Genomic DNA, 25959 nt, shown 5'->3' with positions numbered 1-25959 from the left:
TCACATCAAGCAAAGGCCTGAATAGAGGGCGATTCTCGCTAACCCACGGGAAGTCATCTTTCATCTTAGTCACAAGATGTCGGTGCTTCTGAAGTTCCTGCTTCTACATTGATTTTATCGGAAATCGTATCACGAATGACCGACATGACCAGTTGTAGTAAATAATTGATGTCATCTTGTGTTTGTTTGAATTCACTTACAATTGGAATTCCGTCTAATTCATCTTGCAGAACTTCGATTTCATTCTCGATCTTTTGAACCATTTTCTCGTTCTTAAATGTCTGGAACGCAACAATCTCTTTTTGCTTCTTTTTGATGGAGCCAATTAAAACTTGAATATCCGGGTTTGTAGCGATTTGCTTCTCAGCCTTTTGATAGAACTGTACTTCATTCGAAGTAGTCAACAAAGTAGCCAGTTCTTTGGCTTTGTCCAAAATATCTTCGCGAACGATCATTTCCGTATTCGTAAATTCCTCAACTTTAAATGCATGAGGCTGGTTATCATGTTGGTGATCGCATTGGGACACTTTCCTTCACACTCCTATCTATATTAACAAACGTATTAAATGGATAATTTCAAGGGCTTATGAACAATTTCACCCTTCAAGATCCATGTTTGTGCATGTGTTACTTTTACATCGATCATTTGACCAATTAGCTCTTTGGAGCCGGTAAAATGAATCAACTTATTCGTTCGTGTGCGCCCGGCAAGTACATCAGCGTTATTTTTACTTTCGCCTTCAACGAGTACTTCAACCGTTTGTCCCAGCAATTTCTCATTGCTCGCTTTACTGTGAGCATTCACAAGCTCATTCAAACGATATAAGCGCTGTTTCTTCACTTCCATCGGAACATTATCTTCCATTCCAGCAGCAGGTGTACCTTCACGCGGCGAATAAATGAATGTAAACGCGAAGTCGAATCCTACTTCTTCGTAGAGTGACATCGTTTCATCGAATTGCTCATCTGTCTCACCAGGGAAACCAACGATAATATCGGTAGTCAAAACAACTTCCGGCATCGTTGCTTTAATTTTGCGGGCAAGCTGTAAATAATGATCTCTGGAATACTTTCTGCTCATCCGTTTCAGTACTTCGGTATTCCCCGCTTGAACGGGCAGATGAATATGTTCGACCAGATTACCGCCTTTGCCTAATACTTCGATTAAGTCGTCATCAAAATCCCTTGGATGCGAGGTTGTAAATCGAACTCGCGGAACGTCAATTTTACGAATATCATCCATCAAATTAGCAAAAGAGTAAGTAATATCTTCAAAGTCTTTGCCATAAGCATTGACATTTTGTCCAAGCAGCGTAATTTCTTGAAACCCTTGACGTGCTAGATCTCTTACTTCAGCAAGTACATCCTGCGGCCTGCGGCTTCTCTCTTTACCGCGCGTATACGGAACTATGCAGTATGTACAAAACTTATCGCATCCGAACATGATGTTCACCCAAGCACGGATTCCTTCCCGTTTCTTCGGTAAATTTTCAATGATGTCGCCTTCTTTGGACCATACTTCTACAACCATTTCTTTGTTATAAAAAGCATCCTTCAGTAAACCAGGCAAACAATGAATATTGTGTGTACCAAAAATCAAATCAACAAAAGCATGCTTCTGCATAATTCGATTTACGACAGCTTCTTCCTGTGACATGCAACCACATACACCAAGTACAAGCCCTGGCTTCTGTGCTTTGAGCGCCTTCAGGTGTCCAAGCTCGCCGAACACTTTATCCTCCGCATTTTCACGGATCGCGCAAGTATTCAACAGAATCACATCTGCTTGATACTTGTCTTCCGTCGTCTGATAACCCATTTGTTCAAGCAAGCCCCTCATAACTTCTGTATCATGCTCATTCATCTGGCATCCGTAAGTGCGAATCAAATAATATTTATCTTTGCCGAACCCCTGCATGTCCTCAGGGATATGAAAGTCATAGTGAACGGCGATATCTTCTTTTCCGCGCTTCTTAGCATCTGTCAGTGAAGGAGGCTGAAAATATTGAGAATAATCCTTATCGGATTTCACTTGGTTAGCCACTTTCGTTCCTCCTACGAGTTGCGTTGGTAAAACTTACGTAATTCACAAATAATTACGCAACTTTTATTATAACATCACATGCCTATTTAGTACAAAAGGAAATTGGCACAAAGGTGAAATTAGTCCTTGTTGAACTAGTCAAGAATCTCAGCTATATCCCCTGTTTTTACACCAGCTGCATTCCCCTCATCCGTGTCTATATGCATGTCCAAAGCAAATTGTTCGGATACACGAGCAATGACATTTTCAAAGATCAACGGCCTTTCGCCATTTACTTTGACGCGCAGCAATTGTTTATCTTGAATGCCCCAATTATCTGCGTCTGACGTGTGAAAATGGATATGTCTAGCTGCTACAATCACACCTTGATCAAGCTCTACTTCCCCTACTGGACCTATAACTCGGAGTCCTGGTGTTTGATCGATATGGCCTGATTCACGTACTGGTGGATTAATACCTAATGAAAACGCATCCGTGCGCGAAATTTCAATTTGGGTAAATGGACGCGCAGGTCCCAGAATTCTCACTTTATCCATCTTACATTTTGGTCCAACGATCGACACTGTTTCTTGGGCTGCATATTGTCCTGGCTGAGAAAGGTCTTTAAATTCTTTCAGCTCATACCCTTCTCCAAATAATATGGCAATATGCGCCTCAGATAGGTGTATATGTCTAGCAGACACTCCAACAGGAACTGTTTTCATTCTATATCATCCTTTGATTAGTATAGTTGTCAGTATTACCGCTCAGCAAAAAGGGCATACGGATTATCTCCATATGCCCTCAAGGTTAAGCCATTATTTGAATTCAGTGAGCATTTTGTTGAAGTCTGCTTCTGAAAGTTGAAGATCTTGTTTCGATAGTCCTTCTTTAGCGAAACTAGGGATTGAATTTTCATAGCTCTTTTTATCTTTGTTTTGGTAAATGATACCTGTCAACATGGAGTTTGTTTCCATGATTTTGGTCATTGCCATTACGCGATTTGTGTAGTCATAATCCGGAATTTCATCCAGATCAACAATGTTCTCTTTGAACCAGTCATACGTGTTTACTTTGTTGAAAGTTACGCATGGGCTGAAAACGTTGATCAAGGAGAAACCTTTGTGGTTCAAACCAGCTTCGATAACTGCTGTTAGCTGTTTCAAGTTACTGGAGAAAGATTGTGCTACGAACGTTGCACCAGCAGCCATAGCTACTTCTAACGGAGAAATAGCAGACTCGATTGTACCAAGCGGTGTACTTTTCGTTTTGAAGCCTTCAGCACTACGTGGAGATGCTTGGCCTTTTGTCAAACCGTAGATTTGGTTGTCCATAACGATATAAGTAACATCGATGTTACGACGAATCGCATGTACCGTGTGACCCATACCGATTGCAAAGCCGTCTCCGTCACCACCGGAAGCAATAACTGTAAGGTCGCGGTTAGCCATTTTCACACCTTGTGCGATTGGCAAAGATCTACCGTGAATACCGTGGAAACCATAAGCATTGATGTAACCGGAGATACGTCCGGAACAACCAATACCGGATACGATTGCTAAGCCTTCAGGTTCCAAACCAACATTAGCCGCTGCACGTTGAATAGCTGCTTGTACGGAGAAGTCTCCGCATCCTGGACACCAGTTTGGCTTTACATTGTTACGAAAATCTTTTAATGTTGCCATGCTAAAGTCAACTCCTTACATTTTTGTTCGATTTCTGCTGGAAGGAACGGATTACCGTTGTACTTCAGAACGTTTTTAATTTTATCTGCATGACCAACATGCAGTTTAATTTGATCAGCTAGTTGACCTGTTGCATTGTTTTCAACAACGATAACCGTTTTTGCTTTTTCAACAAGCGGTCTCAGCTGTTCAGCTGGGAACGGGTGAATCAAGCGTACAGTCGCGTGGTTCGTTTTGATGCCTTCTTTTTCAACGCGGCGTCTTGCTTCATCAATTGTACCGCCAGTGGATCCCATACCGATAATCAAAAGATCTGGGTTCTCATGAGGAGCATCTGCTTTGATGGCATCCGTTACTTGAATGTGTTTCAACTTCTCAAGACGTTTATCCATCATTCTTTGACGATTCTCTGTGCTCTCCGAAGGACGACCCGTTTGGTCATGCTCTACCCCTGTTACGTGGTGAATACCATGTTTAACGCCTGGGATAACACGTGGAGATACACCATTCTCAGTGAACTCATAACGTTTGAACAATTGATTTGCTTCTAGCTCAGGGGCTTCTGTTACCAGCGTACCGCGATCGATTACGATACGGTTGTAGTCCAGCATTTCAGCGGATTGTTTACCCAAGGAAAGCTGAAGATCTGTCATCAGAATAACTGGGCATTGGTATTTCTCAGCCAAGTTGAAAGCTTCAATTGTATCATAGAAGCACTCTTCAATTGTGCTTGGGGACAATACGATTTTCGGGATCTCACCGTGCGTACCGTATACCATTGCGTTCAAGTCAGATTGCTCTTGTTTCGTTGGAAGACCTGTACTTGGACCGCCGCGTTGTGTATCAACGATAACAACTGGAGTTTCCGTCATACCAGCCAAACCAATGGCCTCCATCATCAAGGACAGACCAGGACCAGCAGAAGCTGTCAGTGCACGTGCACCAGCATAGTTAGCGCCGATTGCCATTGTGCAAGCTGCGATTTCATCTTCTGTTTGGATAACTGTACCGCCGAATTTAGGAAGTGCTTTAATCAAATATTCCATTACCTCGGAAGCAGGTGTAATCGGATATGCAGGCATGAAACGGCAGCCAGCAGCTACAGCTCCCAGAGCGATTGCATCGTTACCGATCATGAACAATTTTTGCTTGCCGTCAGCCGGCTCTAATTGGAAGTCAGCGATTGGGCCACCAGCCAATTCAAGTACGGATTCAGCACCTTTGCGAACAGCCTCGATGTTTTTCTCAACAACAGCTGCGCCTTTACGACCGAACTCTTCTTCAACAGCTTTATTAAACACATCAAGCGGCAAACCGAGCAATGCCCACGAGGCTCCTGATGCGGCCATGTTCTTAAATAGGGATGTTCCTAGTTCTTCTGCAATTGCAGTAATTGGAACTGGAAACAGACGTGCTTTAATTCCTTCAGGTAAAACAGGGTTAAATTTGGCATCTGCAACGATTACACCATTGTCACGAAGCTCGTGAGCGTTGAAATCGATACTTTCTTGGTCAAATGCAACCAGAATGTCCAAATCATCTGAAATTGCGCGAATCGGCTTGGTGCTGATGCGAATCTTGTTATTTGTATGTCCCCCCTTAATCCGTGAAGAGAAATGACGGTACCCATACAAATAGTAACCGAGACGGTTCAATGCAGTAGAGAAGATGCGGTCAGTACTTTCGACCCCTTCACCCTGTTGACCTCCGATTTTCCAAGATAACTGACTAATCACCGTACGTCCACTCCTTTTGATTGTAGCTGCTCGAACACATGAAAAGCTAAATTGTTTAGTAAGATAAGATCATGCAATAAAAAAAACCTTTCACTTGTCAACCAAATTCTATGCCTTTATGGAGCAAAATGCAAGGGGTACCAACGATTCTAAAAGATAGAGTTTTTAGATCGAATCCATATCAATATTAGATCGATTTTCAATTTTCATTTCGGAAGATTCGCCAGCATGAAATTGCGCCAATTTCCAAACAAAAATGCTTCTACTTGCTTTTCCTTATAGTTTTTACATAATGCTTCTATTAAATTCTCGAATTGACCTGCATGTCTTAACCCTTTGATCCACTGCTCGATGCCATCAAAATCTGATCCAAAACCAATCTGTCTCTCTCCTCCCAATGAGCAGACGTGATCAATATGTTTAAGTAGACCCGCGATAGGAACAGCCAGATTCATGCTATCAACGAAGTAGGGAACGAACGTAAGGCCAATTTGTCCCTGACATTGAATGATAGCTTTGATTTGATCATCTGATAAATTTCTTGGATGGGGGCATATTTTCTGAGCATTGGAGTGAGAAGCAATAAAAGGTTTGTTATAAACCTCAACCATTTCCCAAAATGCCGCAGTCGATAAGTGTGACACATCTGCTATTATACCCATTGTTTCTAATTCTCTTAACATGAGTTTGCCTTTTCTTGTGAAGCCGCCTTTTCTAGGCTCCATTACGCCGTCTGCGGCCCAATTCGCGTAGTTCCAAGTTAACCCTACACTTCGTACACCTAAGTGGTACAGGATTCGTAAATGGGTCAAGTTGCCTGCTAAAGCATCCACACCTTCAAGTGTCAGAATTGCGCCAATTTGTTCTCCTGCCTCTACCTCATGCCAATCCTGCACATTTTGAATTAACTGCATCCCCGAATGACGTACAATTTTACTTTGAAAAATATCAACCATCTGCAAGATATGATCAAATGTGGGCTGTTGAATGGAGTCTGATAAATAAATGGCAAAACACTGCACCTTAACGCCTGCATGCTTTAATCTCGGGTAACTGACATCCAGTTCCTGATCCTCTTTACCAAAATCGAGCTTAGGGTTCACATACAGTTTCGTTAACGCATCGCAATGACCATCCATGATCTTCATCCATCCAGCCTCCTTTATTTATCGCTAAACAAGACAAAAACCTCTTATCAGAGGTTTTGGCGTAGAATAAAAAACCTGTCTACAAGGTAAACAGGCTGCAGGCATTATTATGTATGATTACGCGCATTACCTCGGCTCAACGATTAATTTAATGGCCGTCCGATCTTCCCCGTCAATCACGATATCTGTGAAGGCTGGTACACAAATTAAGTCAACTCCGCTGGGCGCCACAAATCCTCTTGCGATCGCTACTGCTTTGATGGCTTGGTTTAAGGCGCCTGCACCAATAGCTTGGAGCTCAGCTGCCCCGCGCTCACGCAACACACCTGCCAATGCACCTGCAACGGAGTTTGGGTTGGATTTTGCTGAAACTTTTAATACATCCATGAATAGTACCTCCTCGGGAATGATGGATAGTTCCATTAATCATCATATTCTCGAGGTAGCACAAACATGACTTTCTATTTCGTTCAAATTAACTAAATTTTCTGATATATATATAAACTAATCCATGAAAACTTGATCTTCATCGTAACGAATGAGCTGGATCGCTTTCGCTTGCCCAGTTTGATCATTCAACTCTATAACAACAGCATGGAAATGCCATTTCCCTTCATCTGTGACGAATCTTACCGGCAGCTGAGTTTTAAATTTCTGAAGTACAGCATTTCTCTCCACTCCCAGAATGCCATCACGTGGACCCACCATCCCTACATCTGTCACATAAGCCGTACCTTGCGGCAATACGCGGTTATCATTTGTTTGCACGTGAGTATGCGTGCCGACGACAGCAGATACCTTTCCGTCCAAATGCCACCCCATTGCAATTTTCTCAGAAGTCGCTTCAGCATGAAAATCTACAAATATAAATTTGTGCTTTTTCTTATCTGCTTCTAAGATCTCATCCACTTTCCGGAACGGACAATCGATTGGTGGCAAGAACGTGCGCCCTTGTAAATTGATGATCAGCAGCTCCTGATCCTTAACCTTTATGACCGTATGTCCCCTACCCGGAGTACCAGGTGGAAAGTTGGCTGGTCGAACCATTTTCTCATCTCGATCGATAAAATCGAAAATCTCTTTTTGATCCCATGTATGATTGCCCATTGTAAGGGCCTGAATGCCCATCTCATAGATTTCTTTCGCTATGGCTGAAGTAATCCCCTTCCCCGCAGCAGCGTTCTCTCCATTCGCTATGAACACGGCGTGAGGATGCGCTTGTTTTAAACGAGGCATGATATTTTTGAGTGCTTTTCTTCCAACGGATCCAACAATATCTCCAATAAATACAATTTTCATAACAAATTTATAGCTCCTTTATGAACGTAGATGCGCAGATGGCTAGGATACAACCTATCGTCCCGCCTATAAAATAAGGAAAAGTGGCTGTATCAGCCACTTTTCGCATTGGTTACTCTTATTTAGCGTATTCAACAGCTCGTGTTTCACGAATCACGGTAACCTTAATATGTCCTGGATAATCGAGTTCACCCTCGATTTTCTTGGTAATATCGCGGGCTAGGCGGAACGCTTCGGTATCATCCACTTTCTCAGGTTGAACCATAACACGTACTTCACGGCCTGCTTGAATGGCGTATGATTTCTCAACACCTTCAAAAGATTCCGAGATTTCTTCGAGCTTCTCTAGACGCTTAATATATGTTTCGAGCGTTTCCCTGCGTGCTCCAGGTCTCGCCGCGGATAACGCATCTGCTGCTCCGACTAACATCGCAATAACGGACGTTGCTTCTACATCGCCATGATGTGAAGCAATACTGTTAATGACGACTGGATGCTCCTTGTACTTCTTACCAATCTCAACACCGATTTCGACATGAGATCCTTCAACCTCGTGGTCAAGCGCCTTACCGATGTCATGAAGCAGCCCGGCACGTTTCGCCAAAGTTACGTCTACCCCGAGCTCCCCGGCCATCAGACCAGCCAGATAAGCTACCTCCATGGAATGCTTCAATACGTTTTGACCATAACTTGTTCTAAATTTCAGTCGACCCAAAATTTTAATCAAGTCAGGATGCAATCCGTGAACTCCAACTTCAAACGTGGCTTGCTCCCCGTATTCGCGGATACGTTCATCAACTTCTTTACGGGATTTCTCAACCATCTCTTCAATACGTGCTGGATGAATACGACCATCTGCAACAAGCTTCTCTAGGGATGTACGAGCAATTTCCCGACGAATTGGATCAAATCCAGATAAAATAACTGCTTCTGGCGTGTCATCAATAATAAGGTCAATACCCGTTAATGTTTCCAATGCACGGATATTACGTCCCTCACGACCGATAATCCGGCCTTTCATTTCTTCATTTGGCAATGAAACAACTGAAACGGTCGTTTCAGCAACATGATCTGCGGCACAACGTTGAATGGCGAGCGTGATGATTTCACGGGCTTTCTTATCGCCGTCTTCTTTGGCCTGTTGTTCGATTTCTTTAATAAGCTGTGCAGTTTCGTGTCGCACTTCCTGCTCCACATTGGTAAGAATGATGCTTTTCGCTTCTTCCATTGTAAGTCCTGAGATACGCTCTAACTCCGAAACCTGGCTTTTATAAAGCTGATCAATTTGGTTTTGTGTATCCTCGATCCGCTTCTCTTTGTTGGCAACTTGCTCTTCTTTACGCTCGAGAGATTCTAATTTTTTATCCAGCGATTCCTCTTTTTGCAACAATCGTCTTTCTTGTCGTTGAATTTCATTCCGACGCTCACGAATGTCTTTTTCAGCTTCGGACCTAAGTTTGTGTACTTCGTCCTTCGCTTCCAGAACCGTTTCTTTTTTCAGTGCTTCTGCTTCTTTCTTAGCAGCTTCTCTAATCTGCTCAGCGGCTGTTTCAGCACTGGAAATTTTCGCTTCTGCAAGAGATTTACGGATAAAATAACCAATCCCTAAGCATGCAGCTCCAACAATGAGAATGATCGCGATCCAGATGAAAGTCATCTTGTTCACCTCCTCGTTGGTTTCTCCAAGGTGTTAGCCTGGGATTCCGTTCGGTTTTTTAATCCGATTTTTAGTTGTTTGACTAGTCATACATACCCTAAGTTAAAAAGAGTATGGCTTTTAAATGAATGCGCACTGTGCGTTAGAGGCACTATAGTGCTAATAATCCATAATCAACAGTGTAAAAATTGGCGGTTTTTACATCTGTCCCCTCAAAATCAATGAAATAAGTATGATTTTGAATACATTATGAAAATATACACTGTTATTTTATCTTTTGTCGAAGAAGCTTGTCAAGCGATAGTCCATGAGAAGATCATCATGCCCAACTTTATACCCCCGTATTCGTTAATGATATTAACTATTTTCAGTAAATAATTAACAACATTAATAATCGAAGGAATCCTCAATAATCTCATAATCTTCTTCACTCGACTCGCTGCTTAACTGCCCTAAAACCTTACTCACTACAGCTCCCGTGAATCCTCTTCGCATTAGAAAGGCAGCCGTCTTTCTTTTCTTGTCCATAGGTTCCCCTGAGGTTTGCTTCCATTTCGTTTGAGCAAGTTTCATTGCTCCTGCTATTTCATCCTCTGGATTGATGTTCTCCATTGCATGTTTAACCAGCTCTTTGTCGATGCCTTTTTGCTGTAGCTCTTGACGAACAAGATTGCGACCTTTCTTTTGAGAAATGATCCGGCTGTCCGTCCACATCTTGGCAAATTCTTCATCATTAAGGTATTTTTGCAAAGCTAATTTTTCAATTACCCATTCGATAATTGATGGTTCATAGCCTGATTCTTTAAGCTTTCGTTTCAGTTCACTCGATGAATGCGGTCGCCGGCCAATAACGCGCAAAGCCTTCATATACGCATTATTCTGCTCTTCATCTTGAATGATCTTCTCTAACTCTTGTAGGTTAACGATCTCTCCTTTGGCTATCCGATGCTTAATTAGAATATCTTCGTGAACCGAAAAAGCGTACTCTTCATTTAAAAATATATTATAGCGTTGCCTCCCCCGCTTCTGTTTCTCTACTCGTGTGATGATGGAAGTCTGTTGTTCTTCCTGTTCCAAGCTATCGAGCCCCTTTCATGCACGAAAGCACCCTAACCTAAGGTTTAAGGTGCTTTCACGGTATCATATATTCGAATCTTATTCGAAAGCCGCTTCTAATTCATCGTCTTCCTCGTCAACATTGGGTCCAACAGCAACAATCAAATTGCTGTTCTCACGGATTTTTTGCTCGATCGTTTCAGCAATTGCTTTGTTATCTTTCAAAAATTGCTTAGCATTCTCACGACCTTGGCCTAAGCGCTCGCCTTCATAGGAATACCATGCTCCGCTTTTATTCACGATATCCATCTCAGTCCCGATATCAATGATACTACCTTCGCGTGAAATTCCCTCACCGTACATAATATCCACTTCCGCCTGTTTGAACGGAGGCGCTACTTTATTCTTAACGACCTTAATTCTCGTACGGTTACCGACCATGTCATTACCTTGCTTGATTGTTTCTATACGACGAACATCCAGTCGAACAGAAGAGTAGAACTTCAGTGCACGACCACCAGGAGTTGTCTCCGGGTTTCCAAACATAACGCCGACTTTCTCACGCAATTGGTTGATGAAAATCGCAATAACCTTGGATTTATTAATCGCACCTGAAAGCTTACGAAGTGCTTGAGACATCAAACGTGCTTGCAGACCCACGTGAGAGTCTCCCATCTCGCCTTCGATCTCTGCTTTAGGTACTAGTGCTGCTACAGAGTCGATAACGATAATATCTACCGCGCCGCTTCTTACAAGCGCTTCTGCGATCTCTAGAGCTTGCTCACCAGTATCTGGTTGAGAAAGCAGCAGCTCATCTATGTTAATGCCGAGCTTACTTGCATAAGAAGGATCCAAGGCGTGCTCTGCATCGATAAATGCAGCTTGTCCGCCGAACTTTTGGACTTCAGCGATAGCATGTAGAGCTACTGTTGTTTTACCTGAGGATTCAGGTCCGTATACTTCAATAATTCTTCCGCGTGGGAATCCACCTATTCCAAGAGCGATATCAAGGGCTAACGCTCCGCTTGAAATCGTTTCAACTTGCATATGCGTTGATTCTCCAAGCTTCATGATGGAGCCTTTTCCGAATTGTTTTTCAATTTGTCGTAATGCATTATCAAGTGCGGCGCGACGGTCTGTCAAAACACTCACTTCCTTCTATCATTATAGGTATATGATAACTTGTTTCGGGGTGTTTGCCAAGTACTTTTTCGAACATACATTCGACTTTTTCGCGAACAAACAAAAAACCGCAACAAAGTTATCGCTTTGTTACGGTTCTTCCGTTAACACTTCTTACATTATATGCGAAGTCTAGCTTTCTTTCAACTGTTTCCAAAGGTGGTAGAGTGCGCTCTTCGCCGACCTGTGCTTAATTGATTCCCGATTACCGGAAAGCTGCAGCGTAATCACTTGAGTTTCCGCGTTCTTTTGCGCAAAACCTATATAAACAAGTCCAACAGGCTTACCTTCAGACGAGCCAGGACCGGCTACGCCAGTAACGGAAATGCCAAAGTCACTACCAGTTGTCGTAAGCAAGTTTTCCGCTAAAATAACCGCTGTCTCGCTGCTAACAGCACCCGGAGCACCTTCGCCTTCCAGTATCTCCATAGGAACACCGAGAAGTTTGTGTTTTAGCACATTGGAATAGCAGATGATTCCCCCTAGAAAGGAGTTCGAGCTCCCGGGGATAGAAGTTATTAAATCGCTGAGCAAACCACCTGTACAGCTCTCAGCCACAGCAAGTGACATCTTGCGTTCATCCAGCATTTTCAAAACAATCGTTTCAATCGGAACGTCTTGTTCCGCATAAATATGTTGACCTAAACGGCTTCTAATTTCTTGCTCAGTCGCAAACAGCTTGCGTTCGCCCTCTTCTGCGGTATGTGCACGAGTCGTTAAACGAATCGTTACTTCGCCTTCTTTGGCATATGGAGCAATGGTTGGGTCCGTTTGAGCTTGAATCAAATCAATTAATTGATGCTCTAAATTAGATTCACCGATACCGGCAAATTTGAGCATTTTGGAATACAGCGGAACTTCATCTTTCATAATCGTGCGCAGCCAAGGAATTGCATGTTTGGTAAACATAGGCTTCATTTCTTTCGGCGGTCCAGGCAGAAGAATGAAATGAGTCCCTTCAAACGTGAATGCAACGCCTACTGCTAGTCCTGTTTCGTTATGTAATGGATCGCTTCCATCGAGCATCAACGCTTGACGCCTGTTGCTTTCTACCATATGTATCCCGCGTGTTTGAAACATTTGTGTGATCGCACTCATCGACGGCTCATGAATGATCAACTGACGGCCTACATACGCCGCTAGGACATCTTTTGTCAGGTCATCCTGCGTAGGACCTAGACCACCTGTACAAATGACGACGTCGGCTCTGGAGGCGGCTAGTTTGAAGCTTTCCAACAATCTCTGCTCATTATCACCAACTACCGTCTGGAAATAAATGTCCACGCCAATCGCCGCGCACTCCCTAGAAAGAAATTGAGCATTCGTATTTACAATTTGTCCAAGCAAGAGCTCTGTTCCAACAGCAACAATTTCTGCTTTCATCCTAGCATCCTCCTAGAATAGAAAAAAACCAATAGGTTGCCCTATTGTGTCTTTTCTGAAAAGTCTATGACATGTTTATTTTTCACAAAATACTCGATTCCTGAGTAAACCGTAATGATAGCCGCTGCCCAACTTGCTATTACATCAAAAGGGATGTGCAGAAACGTAAACGGAAAATTATTGATAAGTAGCGCTATGATGGCTGTAATCTGAGCTGCCGTTTTTGCTTTTCCCCACTTGCTAGCTGCCATCACCGTGCCCTCGAGCAGAGCAATTTGGCGAAGACCTGTTACAGCCCATTCTCTACTGATAATAACAACCACAATCCAAGCATCTACTTTATCCATTTCCACTAGTGAAACGAGAACAGCCGTAACAAGCAGCTTATCCGCTAAGGGATCAAGCAGCTTGCCTAGATTGGTTACTAAATTGCGTTTTCTGGCAATATAACCATCTAAACTATCTGTACTCGCTGCAATAATGAAAATCAATGCAGCAATAATTTGATTATACGTAATGCTAAATTCCTCAATCCGTATATGAGGGAATTTTACCTTAATCAACAGAAAAAACATGATGATCGGAACTAGTAAAATCCTCGCCACGGTGATGCGGTTGGCCAGGTTCATGCAATTACCTCCCCAGATAAGTCAAACTCATAAGAGTGGGTAATGCGAACTTTGGCGAGCTCACCGATTGTCAGCTTACCATTCGATACGAATACTTCGCCATCGATCTCAGGAGCATCAAATTGAGAACGCCCAATATACACATCACTTCTACCATCGTACCGTTCAATCAACACATCGATTTCTTGACCGATACGGCGTCCGCCGCGAATATTCGAAATTTCTCTTTGGATTTCCATGATGGCATTCGCACGATACTCTTTCACATCATCAGGCACTTGATTCGGCAAACGTGCTGCTGGTGTATCATCTTCTTTGGAATAGGCAAAAACACCAAGACGATCGAACTGAACATCACGAACAAATTGTTTCAAGTTCTCGAAATCTTCTTCCGTTTCTCCAGGGAAGCCTACAATAAGTGAAGTCCGAAGCGCAACATCCGGGATTGATTCGCGAATTTTACGAACCAACTCACGAGTATCCTTTTGACGGCCAGGTCTACGCATGCGTTTAAGAATGGAATCTTCGCTGTGTTGAAGTGGCATATCAATGTATTTACACACTTTCGGATTCGTCGCCATAACTTCAATTAACTCATCACTAAAGAAGCCGGGGTAAGCATAGTGCAGACGTACCCACTCAATTCCTTCTACTTCGCTCACTTTATTCAAAAGCGTAGGCAACATAAAGCTATCATAAATGTCTGTGCCGTAATTCGTAGAATCCTGAGCAATTAAACTAACCTCTTTCACGCCTTGTGAAGCGAGATTAGCTACTTCCGCTACAATGGAATCCATGCTTCTGCTTTTGAAACTACCTCGCATGATCGGAATACTGCAGAAGGTGCAAGCATTATCGCAACCCTCGGCGATTTTTACATACGCTGTGTATCTAGGCGTTGTAACAAGCCTTGGCAGGTCCGCATCATAGTTAAATACCGGATTCCCAACAAGAACCGGTCTTTTCCCGCGCAGAGCCTCGTCTACGATATGATTGATTTTATCAAAATCTCCCGTTCCCACGATTCCGTCAATCTCAGGCATCTCATCCAGCAGCTGCTTTTTGTAACGCTGTGTTAAGCAACCCGATACGATAAGCGCTTTAAGTTTTGCCGTTTCTTTCAGTTCTGCCATATCCAAAATTGTATTTACGGATTCTTCTTTCGCTGCATCAATGAACCCGCAAGTGTTCACGATAATGACAGTGGCATCTTCCTTGTTATCTACAAGCTGAAAACCACGACCATGTATTAATCCTGCCATAATCTCGGAATCGACCATATTCTTCTCGCATCCGAGGGTAACTACTTTAACCTTTTCTGTCATGAACGAAACAACCTCCAATAGTCCTAAAAACACTCCCTACAAGTATAATACAAGCCCTATAGGGTGTCAAAATGTAAAAACCCCCTTGCAATAGGGGGCTTTTGCTTCAATAACATGGTATGTATGCCTATTTTAAATTTACAAATTGCAAATCAAGTGGAATATCCGCCTTGCGCAGCAGAGCGATAACAGCCTGCAAATCATCACGGCTCTTGCCCGTTACCCGAATTTGATCTCCTTGCACTTGCGTTTTCACCTTAAGCTTAGAATCACGAATTAAAATGTTGATTTTTTTCGAATTTTCTTGATCAACACCTTGCTTCATGCTGATTTTCTGTCTGACAGTTGAGCTAGCAGCCGGTTCTACCTTGCTGTAATCAAGATTTTTGATCGAGATCCCGCGTTTCGTCATTTTGGCGTGCAGGATATCAAGAACATTCTGAAGCTTAAACTCGTCATCCGAAGTAACGACTAGTTGATCCTTATCTAACTTAATACTGCTTTTGCTGCCTTTAAAATCAAAGCGGGTTGCAATCTCTTTTTCCGCCTGCTGAATGGCGTTATTTAATTCCTGCATATCCACTTTGGATACAATATCAAACGAGCTTTCTGAACTCATCTTAGACCAAGCACCCTTTCCATCAAATTACAATAGCATTATAGCAAGAAGTCTAATAAAAAGAAACATCCAGCTGCCCCACGGCCTAGGATGTCTCTTGAGGAAATGATTTCATTACCCGGGAAAGCGCAGGAACTGCCAAAATGCTAGTTTTTTTGCAAGTTCAGTTGTACACGCTTAGGATTAGGCGTATCACCAACAGGAACCACGGTGCCATTCACAGTAAGTTCTAGCGCACTTGCTGCTCCTACATTCAGATAGGCGGAACTTGTCAAATCAAAGGCGTCAGTATCTCCAGCTTTGTAAAGCTTTTGTCTTAACATGTCCTTACCGCCTCCCTCTGCAAGAGCATCTACTCGAATCCAGCAGGAACCGTTTATCTTCATCTGTATGTTCAAATTCGCAGTGCCTGTAATCGTGTAGTTGTCTACACCCTTTTCATTACTGCTGAATTTAACTTGTACCGCTGGTGGCGTTGGTGTTGGTGCCGGTGTTGGGGTCGGAAGAGGCTCCACTTTACCTTCACTGGAGGCATTCGTTGAAGTTGTCGGAGTCGTTCCTGCCCCGGGATTCGTGGTATCCGTAATTCTCGGAGACTGCGTTTGAGAAGGCTTTTCTCCTGCCGGTGTTCCCTTGTAATTCTTATATGTATAATAGTACACAATTCCGAAAATGAGCAAAATGAAACAAATAAACATGACGCTTGAAGCCCAACGGCTCATTTTCTCTGTATTACGAACACTCGTTCGATTCTTGCGAATTGTTTCTACTACCGGTTTTTCAACGACTGGAGAAGGATTTGTTGTCTGGTACATATTCAGCACTTCAGTTGGATCCAGCCCTACCGCTTCTGCATAGCTTTTGATAAAAGCTCGTACATAAAAGCTTCCTGGCAGTACTTTATAGTTTCCTTCTTCAATGGCTTCAAGGTAGCGTTTACGAATTTTTGTAACTTCCTGCAAATCGTCAAGCGAAATCTTTCTTTCCAATCGTGTCTTACGTAAAATGTATCCAAGATCAGACATTATGGTCACCTCCCCACGGGAATCTCATTAGTTAATGACGTTACAAACCTTAAAATGGTTCGGACGTGTACGTAAATGAATCGTAATTGATTTCCTCATCCGGACTATTACGAAGCTCAATAATATAATCAAAGTGATTATAAGTATATTCAGATTCACGAATAAATATATCCGGATGCTCGATCACCTTCGTAGAAGGCATAGCCATGATATCCTGCAAAAGAGTATGATGCTTCTCATTAGAACGAATCGTGGAAACGATTCCGTCAATAATGAAAACATTATTAGGAGTCATCTCATCCTCGGATAATTGGCTGCGGACCGTTTGTCGAAGTAATGTGGAAGAAACGAATGTCCAACGTTTATTCGCGCATACACTTCCTGCGATAATCGATTCCGTCTTGCCAACGCGAGGCATGCCACGAAGTCCAATCACATGGTTCCCGTCCCGCTTGAACACCTCTCCAAGGAAGTCAACCAATAACCCTAATTCATCACGGGTAAAACGAAACGTTTTGCGATCATCGGAATCGCGTTCGATATAACGACCATGTCGTACAGCCAAAATATCAACGAGCTTAGGAGGACGCAATGCCGTAATAGTAATATTATCTACTTTTCTTAGCATTTTACCCATTAAGTCAATTTTTTCTTCATCATTGGTTTGAAGGAGCATACCACGCGTACGATCTTCGACACCGTTAATGGTTACAATATTAATATCCAACATCCCCATTAAGGAAGCGATATCCCCTAATAACCCGGGACGGTTCTTGTGAATCTTATACTCCATGTACCATTCTTTAACGTCCAATCCTTCCACCTCATCGCAATATCTATATCGTTCATTTTATTAGCTCTTCAAATAAATTCTACAAATTTCGCCAATTTCCTTCTATAAAAGGCATTAATTTATTTCACTTTAAGTTCAGTAAGCTCTTTTTCATTGTAGTTCAAGGGACCTTTCTGCCATGACTTGCTCGTCATTGCAAGAAGCCGGTTATCTAGAATTTGCGGCCAGTTAAGCTCAGCAGATAATGAATTAGAGACATCCATTGCAGAAATGCCTAGCGTTTTTGCTTTTTGCAGCTGCGCTTCTGTTGCGGGAGTATAGAAAATAATCCAAGTAGCAAAATGCTGTCTTGTTTGAAAAGCTAATTGTTGGAACCACTGTTCATTATTATCGAGCAAAACAATGTGGTCCGCCTCTTCCGAAGGTGCCCATGCAGAAGGAATTGGGCGATCACTTCGCGTTACCCACTCCACTGTAACATTCTGAGCCAAGAGATTTTGAATCCACTGATTCTTCAAGTTCTCAATCTGCTGAGAATCAATTTGCATCAACGCTGCCTGCTCAATGACAGTGCTCGCACTCCCGTTTACATCCAGTTGACTCTGTAATAATGTCCATTTACCCGGATTTAGGCTTTGCTGAATCACCCCATTTGCCGATGGGAACAAATCGTTGCCGATAACATATATGTAATCGTACGAGCTTGCTTTCAATTTCGTGATCACACGATCGTCCACCGCACTCAAATCGTTGACCCAATCATAGGCAATATAATTGGCATCTCTCCACTTTTGGAGCGCACTCCCTACGGACTGCTTAGCGGTTTGAGACAAGTTAACGCTCGAAAGCATCAAGACAGACAATTTCTTATCCAATAACTCCTGTTTGATAACAGGAATTCCTCGATTTCCACAGCCAGCAACAATGAAAGATAAGAGCAAAATCATAAGCATAGAACGTTTGATAATCATAAATTCGATTCCTTTCTACCTAAGAAAGCGTGCAAAAGCCTCCGAAAGAGGAGGCTCTCACATAGTACCCTATTGAATTGTAAAACGGTTATTAACCTTTGTCTACTAATTTTACCATGAGGCGGGCAAGTACACGTTTATCCTGCTCATCCCCTGCATCCCACAGCTCTTTGAGCACACGTTCCTGCTCATTTTCCGGATCAACTTTATCAGCTAGAAATTCACCAATTTGAAAAGCGAGCTTCGAGATGGTTTCCTCACTCATCCCCGCATGTCCAGCTTGACTAACACGTTCAGCCAGAAACTCTTTCCACTTGTCAAATACTTTAAGTACTGTAGCCATTGTAAGAAGCCTCCTTTGAGATATGAGAGATGGTTATTACATAAGTAATATTCGCTTCTCCCACTAGAATTATGCGTGCTTCTTACAATAGAACATTAAGTTAACCAACCACCATTAGGACTTATAATTTGACCTGTGATATAGCCGGATTCGGGGAGCGCCAAGAAATAAACGAGCGAAGCCACTTCGTAAGGCATTGCAAAGCGGCCGGCCGGAATTTCACTGGCGATCGCGTCCCGCTCCACGCTTTGAAACCCGGACATCATATCTGTCTCTACAGCGCCAGGAGCAACTGCATTCACCGTAACACCAGATGGGGCAAGCTCTTTGGCTAATGCCTTAGTGAACGCATTCAGCCCACCCTTTGCCGTTGAATAGACGACTTCACAGGATGCTCCTGAGATGCCCCAAATCGAGGATACATTAATAATTCGACCATATTTTTGGGTAATCATTGCCTTCATAAAGGTTTGCGAACAAAGAAATGCTCCCTTGAGATTAACGTCCATGACAGAATCCCACTCTTCTTCGCTTACATCTGACAACAGCCCATAATGAGCGATGCCAGCATTATTCACGATGATATCAGGAACCATTTCTTTTTGCTCCAGCTTTTCCTTCATCAACACGATTTGTTCACGAGATTTCACATCTGCAGATACGGTTAATACCTTCGCGCCATGCTTCATGCAAGTTCTGGCAACTTCGTTCGCCGCTTCATGAGAATCGCGGTAGTGGATGACTACTTTCATCCCTACCGCGGCGAAACGCTCAGCAATCGCTGCTCCAATTCCTCGGCTGGCTCCTGTAATGAGAACCGTTTGCTCACTGAATGGCTTGGAAAAGGTCACGACTCCTCACGACTTTGAACAATCGAAATAGCAAGCTTACTCCAATCAAAATGTTCCCTGAAACGTTGATTAACATCATCAAGTGTAATTTGCTCATAGACAGGCAAAATGTCAAACAAATCAATCCCTTTGAACCGGTATTTCGTAAACTCATTTGCAATCGACTCCGGAGAATTCATCATCCGTAAGAAATTCCCGATTTTCTTCTTGCGGCTGCGTTCAAAGGTAACCTCATCAAGCCCCGAGCTCTTCCGCTCTTCAACTTCTTCACGAATACGGGCAATAAGCTGATCAGGATCTTTCGTGTCCCCCCCAAGGATAGAGAAGGCATAGCCATCACTGCAATTATATTCATGGCCGAAATTATCAGAAATGAGCTGTTCATCATAAAGCGCTTGATAAATATCAGAGCTTGAGCTGAACAAAATATCCAGCATTAATTTCGTCGTTAATTCTCTGACTAGCAAATCTTTACCTTTCACAGCAGGAGCTTGCTCCTTGAAGCCAATTAAGCACTTCGGCATCGATACCGGAAGCAAGGTAACTCTGCGTGATTCCTTCACATCCAATGGCTCTTCTGGGAAAAACCTTTTGATATCACCTTGCGGTGGAAACGTTTTGGCAGATTGATTTTCCTTAACAAGTGCAATTACCTCTTCAGCATTGACCCCACCTACAACAAACAAGCTCATATTGCTCGGGTGGTAGAAGGTGTGATAGCACTCATATAAAGTTTCCTTTGTAATTTTGGAAATCGATGCTACGGTCCCCGCGATATCGATATGAATAGGATGCTTGGCGTATAAGGATTCAATTAATCCGTAATAGCTTCTCCAATCCGCATTATCTTCGTACATTTTGATCTCTTGACCGATAATCCCTTTTTCCTTCTCCACATTTTCATCTGTAAAATAAGGATTTTGCACGAAATTAATTAATGTCGTTAAATTCGTTAAATAATTGTCCGTAGACGAGAACAAATACGCTGTTCGGTCAAAGCTTGTGAATGCATTGGCTGAAGCCCCGTTTGAAGCAAAAGTGGCGAAAATATCGCCTTCGGGCTCTTCAAACATTTTGTGCTCAAGGAAATGGGCAATACCGTCGGGAACTTGAACGGACTCTTTCCCTTCAACTTGAAAATCGTTATCGATTGAACCATACTGCGTCGTGAACGTCGCATAGGTTTTCTGGAAACCTTCTTTGGGCAGAACAAACACATGAAGCCCATTATCAAGCACTTCGTGATAAATCGTTTCACCCAGGTGTGGATAAGGAATAACTTTCATGGCCTACTCTCCCTTCTGATCCCTTAAAAAGTAAATCGTATCCAATTGAACCCGCTTAGCAGCTTCAGCAATCGCTGGAATACCGATTTGTTCCACGGACTCGATTAATCCCGCTACTGTGCGCTCTTTACCAGATAAGATCGCATTAAAATCAAAAGAAATTAATTCGAAAGCGGAATCCTGGATTTCGCGAAGCTGATTTGCAATCATAGCTCGAGTCTGGCTTAGTTCAATATCATTAATATCTCCCTGCTCCATAGCCGTTAGCTGCTTGCGAATAATGTCAACCGCTTTCTCATAATTCGCCATTTCAATACCTGACTGGATCGTTAATATACCTTTGTGCCCGTCAAATCGAGAAGAAGCATAATAAGCTAGGCTCGCTTTCTCACGGACGTTAATAAACAGCTTGGAGTGCGGATATCCTCCTAGAACCCCATTATACATGAGGGCTACTGGATAAAGCTCATCACCATAGGAAATATTCGTGCGCAGTCCCATGTTCAATTTACCTTGATTAACGTCCAATCTCTCGACGATAGTCTTCACTTCGCCTGAGGCGCCCCGCGGAGCGGTAGTAACGTAACCAACATCTTTATTGCGTTCAATCTTGAATGCAGACGATACAATTCCTTCAACTTCAGCCAGCGTTGTGTTGCCAACCACATAGATATCTATCGGTTGTGATTGAAGCCACTGCCTATACTGTTCGTAAAGCTGTTGGGAATTGATACGGTCAAGATCAGCTATTTTACCTAATGGGTGAAGTCGATACGGATCGTCGCTACACATTTCCTCGATACAGCGCTCAGCCGCATACCGAATTTTATCGTTAATAACGGATTCAATACGCTTCTGAAGCGTTTGCTTCTCGGAATCTACATATTTGCTGCGAAAATGATTACCCTCTAGAGCAGGTCGTGTTAGAGTTTCTCCAACAAAATCGAGGCCTTGCTTTAAGAGTGACTGCGCAGATTTTACGAAACGGTCATTAATAATATCCATCCGCAACTGCACAATTTGATAATCGCCTCTTTTGTAAATATCAAAACCAAAACCTGCGCCATACAGATCATCCAAATACTCTCGAAATTGCTGCGTTTCCGGCCGTAATTCCGTTCCTCTGCGTAAAACAAAAGGAGTTAGTGCGGTATTTGTGACCGTATCTTCATCTAAGGGACGGCCTATGTACACGGAAATAGCAAACGTTTTGAACCGATCTGTCGGCAGCACATGCAAACGAATGTGATTCAGTGTGCTGCGCTCAAATTGTATATGCTTCAAAGGTCTGTCTCCCTTCTAAGATCGTAATAGTTCCATTATATTCCTATACGAGAAGGAGAAGCAACCAATGCCGGTCCCTTCTCCTTGTCCATTTCAAAATTATTTACAAAAAATATGCTTGCCAATATTCTTAACCTGTGGTCTGCTCCAGATCCATTTGGAAGTTGCTGTTTCTGGGTTAAAATAATAGATACACCCGCCTGTAGGATCCCAGCCGCTTAATGCATCTTTGACCGCTTTTTTCGTCGATTCGCTAGGTGTAAGCCAAATTTGACCATCTGCTACGGCAGTGAACGCACCAGGTTGAAAGATAACGCCCGAAACCGTATTGGGGAAGCTTGGGTTCTTGACACGGTTCAAAATGACTGCTGCCACTGCAACTTGTCCAACATACGGCTCTCCGCGGGCTTCACCGTTCACAGCATTAGCCATCAAGTTAATATCCTGCTCCGAAAGCCCGAGGTTATTAGATGGAACCAGATTAGCCGGCTTTTGGTCGGAAGTCACCTTCTCTGTACCACCGGTATTTCCACCGCCACCACTACCAGTGTTTCCACCTGTCGCCGGCGCTGTTGGTTTCCAATTTTTCGTGGCTTCCCAGAGCTTAAGCTTCGTTTTTGCCCCTACAATGCCATCTACTGTCATTCCAAATTCGCCTTGGAAACGTTTCACAGCCGTTAATGTCTTATACCCGTAGTCGCCGTCTATATTACCGCCATAAAAACCGATGAATTTCAAACGCCCTTGCAGTTCATTGACGTCTGCACCCGTAGCTCCATAACGTATCTCATTTTTGCTGAACGTTTCTTCTGCTGGCGGGTTGAACTTTCCTTTCAATTGGAATGCAACAACCAATACGAAAACAATACAAAAGGTTAGTACAATTAATCGTTTATTCATTCCCCTTCTCAACCTCACTTTTCAAATAAGAGCCTTTTCTTGCTTTTCTTAGCTTATTATGAGAAAGGGGGTCTTTGTTTATGCAAACAAAAACACTCTCCAGAAAGAGAGTGTCCATGTATTTGTCCTATATCGGTTATCAACTAATTCGATTGTGTTGGTATTGCTCGATTGACATCAACACCTCACGGGGTTTACTTCCCTCATAAGGACCGACAACTCCTTTGGCTTCCATGGCATCAACAAGCCTTGCTGCACGTGTATAGCCAACCCGCATACGTCTTTGAAGCAAGGAAACAGAGGCTTGTTTCGCTTCTAACACGATTTGAACGGCTTGATCATATAGCTCGTCCTCGAATTCATTTTGCTGCTCAGGCATTTCTTCAACTTGCGGCACCAATTCTTCTTGATAGTTGGCTTGTTCTTGCGTGCGTACAAACGTTACGACATGTTCAACCTCTTGGTCAGATAAAAAAGCTCCCTGTACACGTACAGGCTTGGATGCACCAACTGGTAAATAAAGCATATCGCCTCGACCTAACAGCTTCTCAGCTCCAACCATATCCAAAATGGTCCGTGAATCGACTTGTGAGGAAACACCGAACGCAATACGTGAAGGGATATTTGCTTTGATTACACCCGTGATAACATCAACGGAAGGCCGTTGTGTGGCAATAATCAAGTGAATACCTGCTGCACGAGCCATCTGAGCTAATCGGCAGATCGAATCTTCCACGTCATTAGCCGCGACCATCATCAAATCAGCCAACTCGTCTACAATAACAACGTAATATGGCAGCGGAGCTGCCGTGCCGCTCTCGGTAAGCATAGCATTGTAACCCTCAATATTTCGCGTGCCGCTCTTGGAGAATAGCTCGTATCGTTTCTCCATCTCGACAACGATCTTCTTAAGAGCTAGAGAAGCTCTGCGTGGATCTGTAACAACCGGCGCTAGAAGATGCGGTATTCCGTTGTATACATTTAACTCAACCATCTTCGGATCGATCATCAGAAACTTGACTTCGTTCGGCTTAGCTTTATATAAGATACTCGTAATGATCCCGTTGATACAAACGGATTTACCTGATCCTGTGGCACCAGCTACAAGTAAATGGGGCATTCTAGCCAAATTCCCAACGATCGGTTGTCCGGAAATATCCCTCCCGAGTACAACAGACAAGCGGGAGCTGGATTCTTGAAAAGCTGATGTTTCCATCACTTCTCGCATCGTTACAATCGAAACCTCTAGATTTGGAACCTCAATCCCAATCGCCGATTTACCCGGAATCGGAGCTTCCATCCGAATGTCCTTAGCAGCGAGCGCCAACGCGATATCGTCCGTTAAGGAAACAATTCGACTCACCTTCACCCCGACATCGGGCTGAATCTCATACCGCGTAACAGCAGGTCCTCTGACGACCTCGAGAACTTTGGCACGAACACCGAAGCTTTCCAAGGTGGCTTCCAGCTTTCTGGCATTCGCTTTGTAGTCAGACATCTCACTGCCTTTGCCAACAGCCGGCTTCGCCAATAGTTCGAGTGCCGGCATTTCATAAGGACGAGTTTGCACGACTGGCACATTATCTTGAAATTCTAAGGTAACAGGCTCATCTTCCGCAGCTGCATCACCCGTTGAAGCAGGTTTTGTCTTAGGTAGCACAGTTGTAGAAGTAGCCGAGACAGGTTTAACCGATTGTTGTGCTTCTTGAAAAACCTGCTCCTGGAAATCACGAATGATCGGTGTGACAGGCTGATCCTCCGCAGGAGTATCGGCAGCAGATCGCACTTCATTCGGTTTATAAACTACTTGTTCTGAAGCTTCTGTTTCTTCTGCATTATGTAAAAAGTCATCTTCATTCTCATCGCTTGCCGCTGTAGTTGCCTTCTTCCGGCCTTCTTTAATAGGTCGCAGCAACTCCATAATAAGCGGTGACTTCTTGCGTTTCACTGGCTGGAATACTTCTTCATCGAACTCATCGTCAACAGGGACATAAGCTGGTCTCTTTACTTTCTTATCGTTAGCACCAGATGCTGAAGCTGTAGCAACTTGCGCTGGTTGTCGCCCTTCTCGATCTTGCAGCCATTCTTTCATTCTGTCTTTGAAATTTTGTCCGACATTGCTGAATCGTCCGCGGATTACGTTCCCGATATCCACATAAGAAATGCCAGTAGCCAGAATAAAACCGATTACAAATAAGGCGTATTGGATTAATCTTGCACCCAAGTAGTCAAATAAAAAGTACAAGATACTATACAGCATGGCACCGATCATTCCGCCGCCAATGCCGTGCTCAAGCGCAGCCTTTCCTGCTTCCGTCGGATGCAGCCCTTCCAACATGGCGCTCCATGTCGACGAAATGATTTTACCTGACGTAAATCCGCCATCGGGGTACAACTGAGCAAATAAATCAATATGATTTTTTATCAGCAGTCCAAGAATAAACAGTAAAATACCTGCTTTCTTAGGCGTCACCATCTGTGGCCAGGCACGTTTGATCATGGCATATAAGGCCACATATATGAAAATAAGAGGCACCAACGAATACCATGTCCCAACAAAAAAACGGAAAAGGTAAATCAATGAGTTACCGACATGTCCTTGATGGGCAAGTGCAATGACGGAAAAAATCAAAATGAGAATTCCGTACAATTCGAATAACAAGCTTGTTTTTAAAGCCTTACCCTTCTTCTTGCGTTTCGCCACGCTTGTCACCCCCAAGTCCACATTATACCATATTTGACTTGAGGGATGATACAGGAACAA

General features: G+C 43.3%; 24 protein-coding genes. All 24 read right to left on the bottom strand.

Annotated features, from left to right (window positions below; translation table 11 throughout):
- Window positions 1-65: 65 nt before the first annotated feature.
- The 24 genes from AC58UW_RS05940 to AC58UW_RS05825 all read right to left on the bottom strand — a co-directional run bounded on the left by AC58UW_RS05940 (window position 66) and on the right by AC58UW_RS05825 (window position 25899).
- A complete protein-coding gene (locus AC58UW_RS05940) occupies window positions 66-455 on the bottom strand; it encodes a YlbF/YmcA family competence regulator (RefSeq protein ID WP_497419999.1) in 390 nt (129 codons plus the stop codon).
- A 107-nt stretch (window positions 456-562) separates the two neighbouring features.
- The gene (gene miaB, locus AC58UW_RS05935) at window positions 563-2044 is read right to left on the bottom strand and encodes a tRNA (N6-isopentenyl adenosine(37)-C2)-methylthiotransferase MiaB (RefSeq protein WP_497419752.1); all 1482 of its coding nucleotides are present in this window, start codon (window positions 2042-2044) and stop codon (window positions 563-565) included.
- 134 nt (window positions 2045-2178) lie between these two features.
- Window positions 2179-2748, bottom strand: coding sequence for a phosphate propanoyltransferase (gene pduL, locus AC58UW_RS05930; protein ID WP_497419751.1), 570 nt, complete (start codon window positions 2746-2748; stop codon window positions 2179-2181).
- A 93-nt stretch (window positions 2749-2841) separates the two neighbouring features.
- Window positions 2842-3708 (bottom strand): 2-oxoacid:ferredoxin oxidoreductase subunit beta, encoded by an 867-nt coding sequence (locus AC58UW_RS05925; protein WP_161405784.1) that lies wholly within the window; start codon window positions 3706-3708, stop codon window positions 2842-2844.
- Window positions 3696-5444, bottom strand: coding sequence for a 2-oxoacid:acceptor oxidoreductase subunit alpha (locus tag AC58UW_RS05920; protein WP_497419750.1), 1749 nt, complete (start codon window positions 5442-5444; stop codon window positions 3696-3698). The genes AC58UW_RS05925 and AC58UW_RS05920 overlap by 13 nt, the downstream gene beginning before the upstream one ends.
- A 206-nt stretch (window positions 5445-5650) precedes the next feature.
- Window positions 5651-6592, bottom strand: coding sequence for a dipeptidase (locus AC58UW_RS05915; protein ID WP_497419749.1), 942 nt, complete (start codon window positions 6590-6592; stop codon window positions 5651-5653).
- 126 nt (window positions 6593-6718) lie between these two features.
- Window positions 6719-6979: a stage V sporulation protein S gene (locus tag AC58UW_RS05910; protein WP_028558349.1), complete on the bottom strand. Its 261-nt coding sequence runs from the start codon at window positions 6977-6979 to the stop codon at window positions 6719-6721.
- A gap of 117 nt (window positions 6980-7096) precedes the next feature.
- Window positions 7097-7891, bottom strand: a complete 795-nt coding sequence (locus AC58UW_RS05905) for a TIGR00282 family metallophosphoesterase (protein ID WP_497419748.1) — start codon at window positions 7889-7891, stop codon at window positions 7097-7099.
- 118 nt (window positions 7892-8009) lie between these two features.
- Window positions 8010-9548 carry a ribonuclease Y gene (gene rny, locus AC58UW_RS05900; RefSeq protein WP_161405788.1) on the bottom strand — a complete coding sequence of 513 codons (1539 nt, stop codon included), beginning with the start codon at window positions 9546-9548 and terminating at the stop codon, window positions 8010-8012.
- A 387-nt stretch (window positions 9549-9935) separates the two neighbouring features.
- Window positions 9936-10625: a regulatory protein RecX gene (locus AC58UW_RS05895; RefSeq protein ID WP_497419747.1), complete on the bottom strand. Its 690-nt coding sequence runs from the start codon at window positions 10623-10625 to the stop codon at window positions 9936-9938.
- Window positions 10626-10703: 78 nt separating this feature from the next.
- The gene (recA, locus tag AC58UW_RS05890; RefSeq protein WP_497419746.1) at window positions 10704-11747 is read right to left on the bottom strand and encodes a recombinase RecA; all 1044 of its coding nucleotides are present in this window, start codon (window positions 11745-11747) and stop codon (window positions 10704-10706) included.
- A gap of 171 nt (window positions 11748-11918) precedes the next feature.
- Window positions 11919-13169, bottom strand: a complete 1251-nt coding sequence (locus AC58UW_RS05885) for a competence/damage-inducible protein A (protein ID WP_497419745.1) — start codon at window positions 13167-13169, stop codon at window positions 11919-11921.
- Between the two features lie 41 nt (window positions 13170-13210).
- Window positions 13211-13798, bottom strand: a complete 588-nt coding sequence (pgsA, locus tag AC58UW_RS05880) for a CDP-diacylglycerol--glycerol-3-phosphate 3-phosphatidyltransferase (RefSeq protein ID WP_497419744.1) — start codon at window positions 13796-13798, stop codon at window positions 13211-13213.
- Window positions 13795-15123, bottom strand: a complete 1329-nt coding sequence (gene rimO, locus AC58UW_RS05875; protein ID WP_497419743.1) for a 30S ribosomal protein S12 methylthiotransferase RimO — start codon at window positions 15121-15123, stop codon at window positions 13795-13797. Before rimO ends, pgsA begins: the two co-directional genes overlap by 4 nt.
- A gap of 127 nt (window positions 15124-15250) precedes the next feature.
- On the bottom strand, window positions 15251-15742 hold the full coding sequence (locus AC58UW_RS05870; protein WP_145656345.1) for a YajQ family cyclic di-GMP-binding protein: 492 nt from the start codon (window positions 15740-15742) through the stop codon (window positions 15251-15253).
- A 146-nt stretch (window positions 15743-15888) separates the two neighbouring features.
- A complete protein-coding gene (locus AC58UW_RS05865; protein ID WP_497419742.1) occupies window positions 15889-16767 on the bottom strand; it encodes a helix-turn-helix domain-containing protein in 879 nt (292 codons plus the stop codon).
- A gap of 49 nt (window positions 16768-16816) precedes the next feature.
- On the bottom strand, window positions 16817-17560 hold the full coding sequence (locus AC58UW_RS05860; RefSeq protein WP_497419998.1) for a DUF3388 domain-containing protein: 744 nt from the start codon (window positions 17558-17560) through the stop codon (window positions 16817-16819).
- Between the two features lie 119 nt (window positions 17561-17679).
- The gene (locus AC58UW_RS05855) at window positions 17680-18531 is read right to left on the bottom strand and encodes a hypothetical protein (protein ID WP_497419741.1); all 852 of its coding nucleotides are present in this window, start codon (window positions 18529-18531) and stop codon (window positions 17680-17682) included.
- Between the two features lie 91 nt (window positions 18532-18622).
- On the bottom strand, window positions 18623-18874 hold the full coding sequence (locus tag AC58UW_RS05850) for a DUF3243 domain-containing protein (RefSeq protein ID WP_497419740.1): 252 nt from the start codon (window positions 18872-18874) through the stop codon (window positions 18623-18625).
- A 95-nt stretch (window positions 18875-18969) separates the two neighbouring features.
- Window positions 18970-19725: an elongation factor P 5-aminopentanone reductase gene (gene ymfI / locus AC58UW_RS05845; protein ID WP_497419739.1), complete on the bottom strand. Its 756-nt coding sequence runs from the start codon at window positions 19723-19725 to the stop codon at window positions 18970-18972.
- Window positions 19722-21011, bottom strand: a complete 1290-nt coding sequence (gene yfmH / locus AC58UW_RS05840) for an EF-P 5-aminopentanol modification-associated protein YfmH (protein WP_497419738.1) — start codon at window positions 21009-21011, stop codon at window positions 19722-19724. Before yfmH ends, ymfI begins: the two co-directional genes overlap by 4 nt.
- A 3-nt stretch (window positions 21012-21014) precedes the next feature.
- The gene (gene yfmF, locus AC58UW_RS05835) at window positions 21015-22295 is read right to left on the bottom strand and encodes an EF-P 5-aminopentanol modification-associated protein YfmF (protein ID WP_497419737.1); all 1281 of its coding nucleotides are present in this window, start codon (window positions 22293-22295) and stop codon (window positions 21015-21017) included.
- Between the two features lie 99 nt (window positions 22296-22394).
- The gene (gene sleB, locus AC58UW_RS05830) at window positions 22395-23195 is read right to left on the bottom strand and encodes a spore cortex-lytic enzyme (RefSeq protein ID WP_497419736.1); all 801 of its coding nucleotides are present in this window, start codon (window positions 23193-23195) and stop codon (window positions 22395-22397) included.
- 139 nt (window positions 23196-23334) lie between these two features.
- Entirely contained in the window at window positions 23335-25899 is a 2565-nt protein-coding gene (locus tag AC58UW_RS05825; protein ID WP_497419735.1) for a DNA translocase FtsK, read from the bottom strand.
- Window positions 25900-25959 lie beyond the last annotated feature (60 nt).

It is taken from the genome of Paenibacillus sp. J22R160, from assembly GCF_059692135.1.
The sequence above is the reverse complement of the archived record's forward strand: the minus strand, read 5'-3'. Positions and strand labels throughout refer to the sequence as shown.

Excerpts from the sequence above, each read along its gene's own strand:
- sleB (WP_497419736.1), bottom strand. The coding sequence starts at position 23,195 with ATGAATAAACGATTAATTGTACTAACCTTTTGTATTGTTTTCGTATTG.
- AC58UW_RS05915 (WP_497419749.1), bottom strand. The coding sequence starts at position 6,592 with ATGAAGATCATGGATGGTCATTGCGATGCGTTAACGAAACTGTATGTG.
- rny (WP_161405788.1), bottom strand. The coding sequence starts at position 9,548 with ATGACTTTCATCTGGATCGCGATCATTCTCATTGTTGGAGCTGCATGC.
- pduL (WP_497419751.1), bottom strand. The coding sequence starts at position 2,748 with ATGAAAACAGTTCCTGTTGGAGTGTCTGCTAGACATATACACCTATCT.
- AC58UW_RS05940 (WP_497419999.1), bottom strand. The coding sequence starts at position 455 with ATGATCGTTCGCGAAGATATTTTGGACAAAGCCAAAGAACTGGCTACT.
- AC58UW_RS05905 (WP_497419748.1), bottom strand. The coding sequence starts at position 7,891 with ATGAAAATTGTATTTATTGGAGATATTGTTGGATCCGTTGGAAGAAAA.
- AC58UW_RS05885 (WP_497419745.1), bottom strand. The coding sequence starts at position 13,169 with ATGAAAGCAGAAATTGTTGCTGTTGGAACAGAGCTCTTGCTTGGACAA.
- yfmH (WP_497419738.1), bottom strand. The coding sequence starts at position 21,011 with ATGAAAGTTATTCCTTATCCACACCTGGGTGAAACGATTTATCACGAA.
- AC58UW_RS05910 (WP_028558349.1), bottom strand. The coding sequence starts at position 6,979 with ATGGATGTATTAAAAGTTTCAGCAAAATCCAACCCAAACTCCGTTGCA.
- pgsA (WP_497419744.1), bottom strand. The coding sequence starts at position 13,798 with ATGAACCTGGCCAACCGCATCACCGTGGCGAGGATTTTACTAGTTCCG.
- AC58UW_RS05860 (WP_497419998.1), bottom strand. The coding sequence starts at position 17,560 with ATGGAGTATAAGATTCACAAGAACCGTCCCGGGTTATTAGGGGATATC.
- AC58UW_RS05865 (WP_497419742.1), bottom strand. The coding sequence starts at position 16,767 with ATGTCTGATCTTGGATACATTTTACGTAAGACACGATTGGAAAGAAAG.
- rimO (WP_497419743.1), bottom strand. The coding sequence starts at position 15,123 with ATGACAGAAAAGGTTAAAGTAGTTACCCTCGGATGCGAGAAGAATATG.
- AC58UW_RS05925 (WP_161405784.1), bottom strand. The coding sequence starts at position 3,708 with ATGGCAACATTAAAAGATTTTCGTAACAATGTAAAGCCAAACTGGTGT.
- AC58UW_RS05870 (WP_145656345.1), bottom strand. The coding sequence starts at position 15,742 with ATGAGTTCAGAAAGCTCGTTTGATATTGTATCCAAAGTGGATATGCAG.
- AC58UW_RS05850 (WP_497419740.1), bottom strand. The coding sequence starts at position 18,874 with ATGGCTACAGTACTTAAAGTATTTGACAAGTGGAAAGAGTTTCTGGCT.
- AC58UW_RS05855 (WP_497419741.1), bottom strand. The coding sequence starts at position 18,531 with ATGATTATCAAACGTTCTATGCTTATGATTTTGCTCTTATCTTTCATT.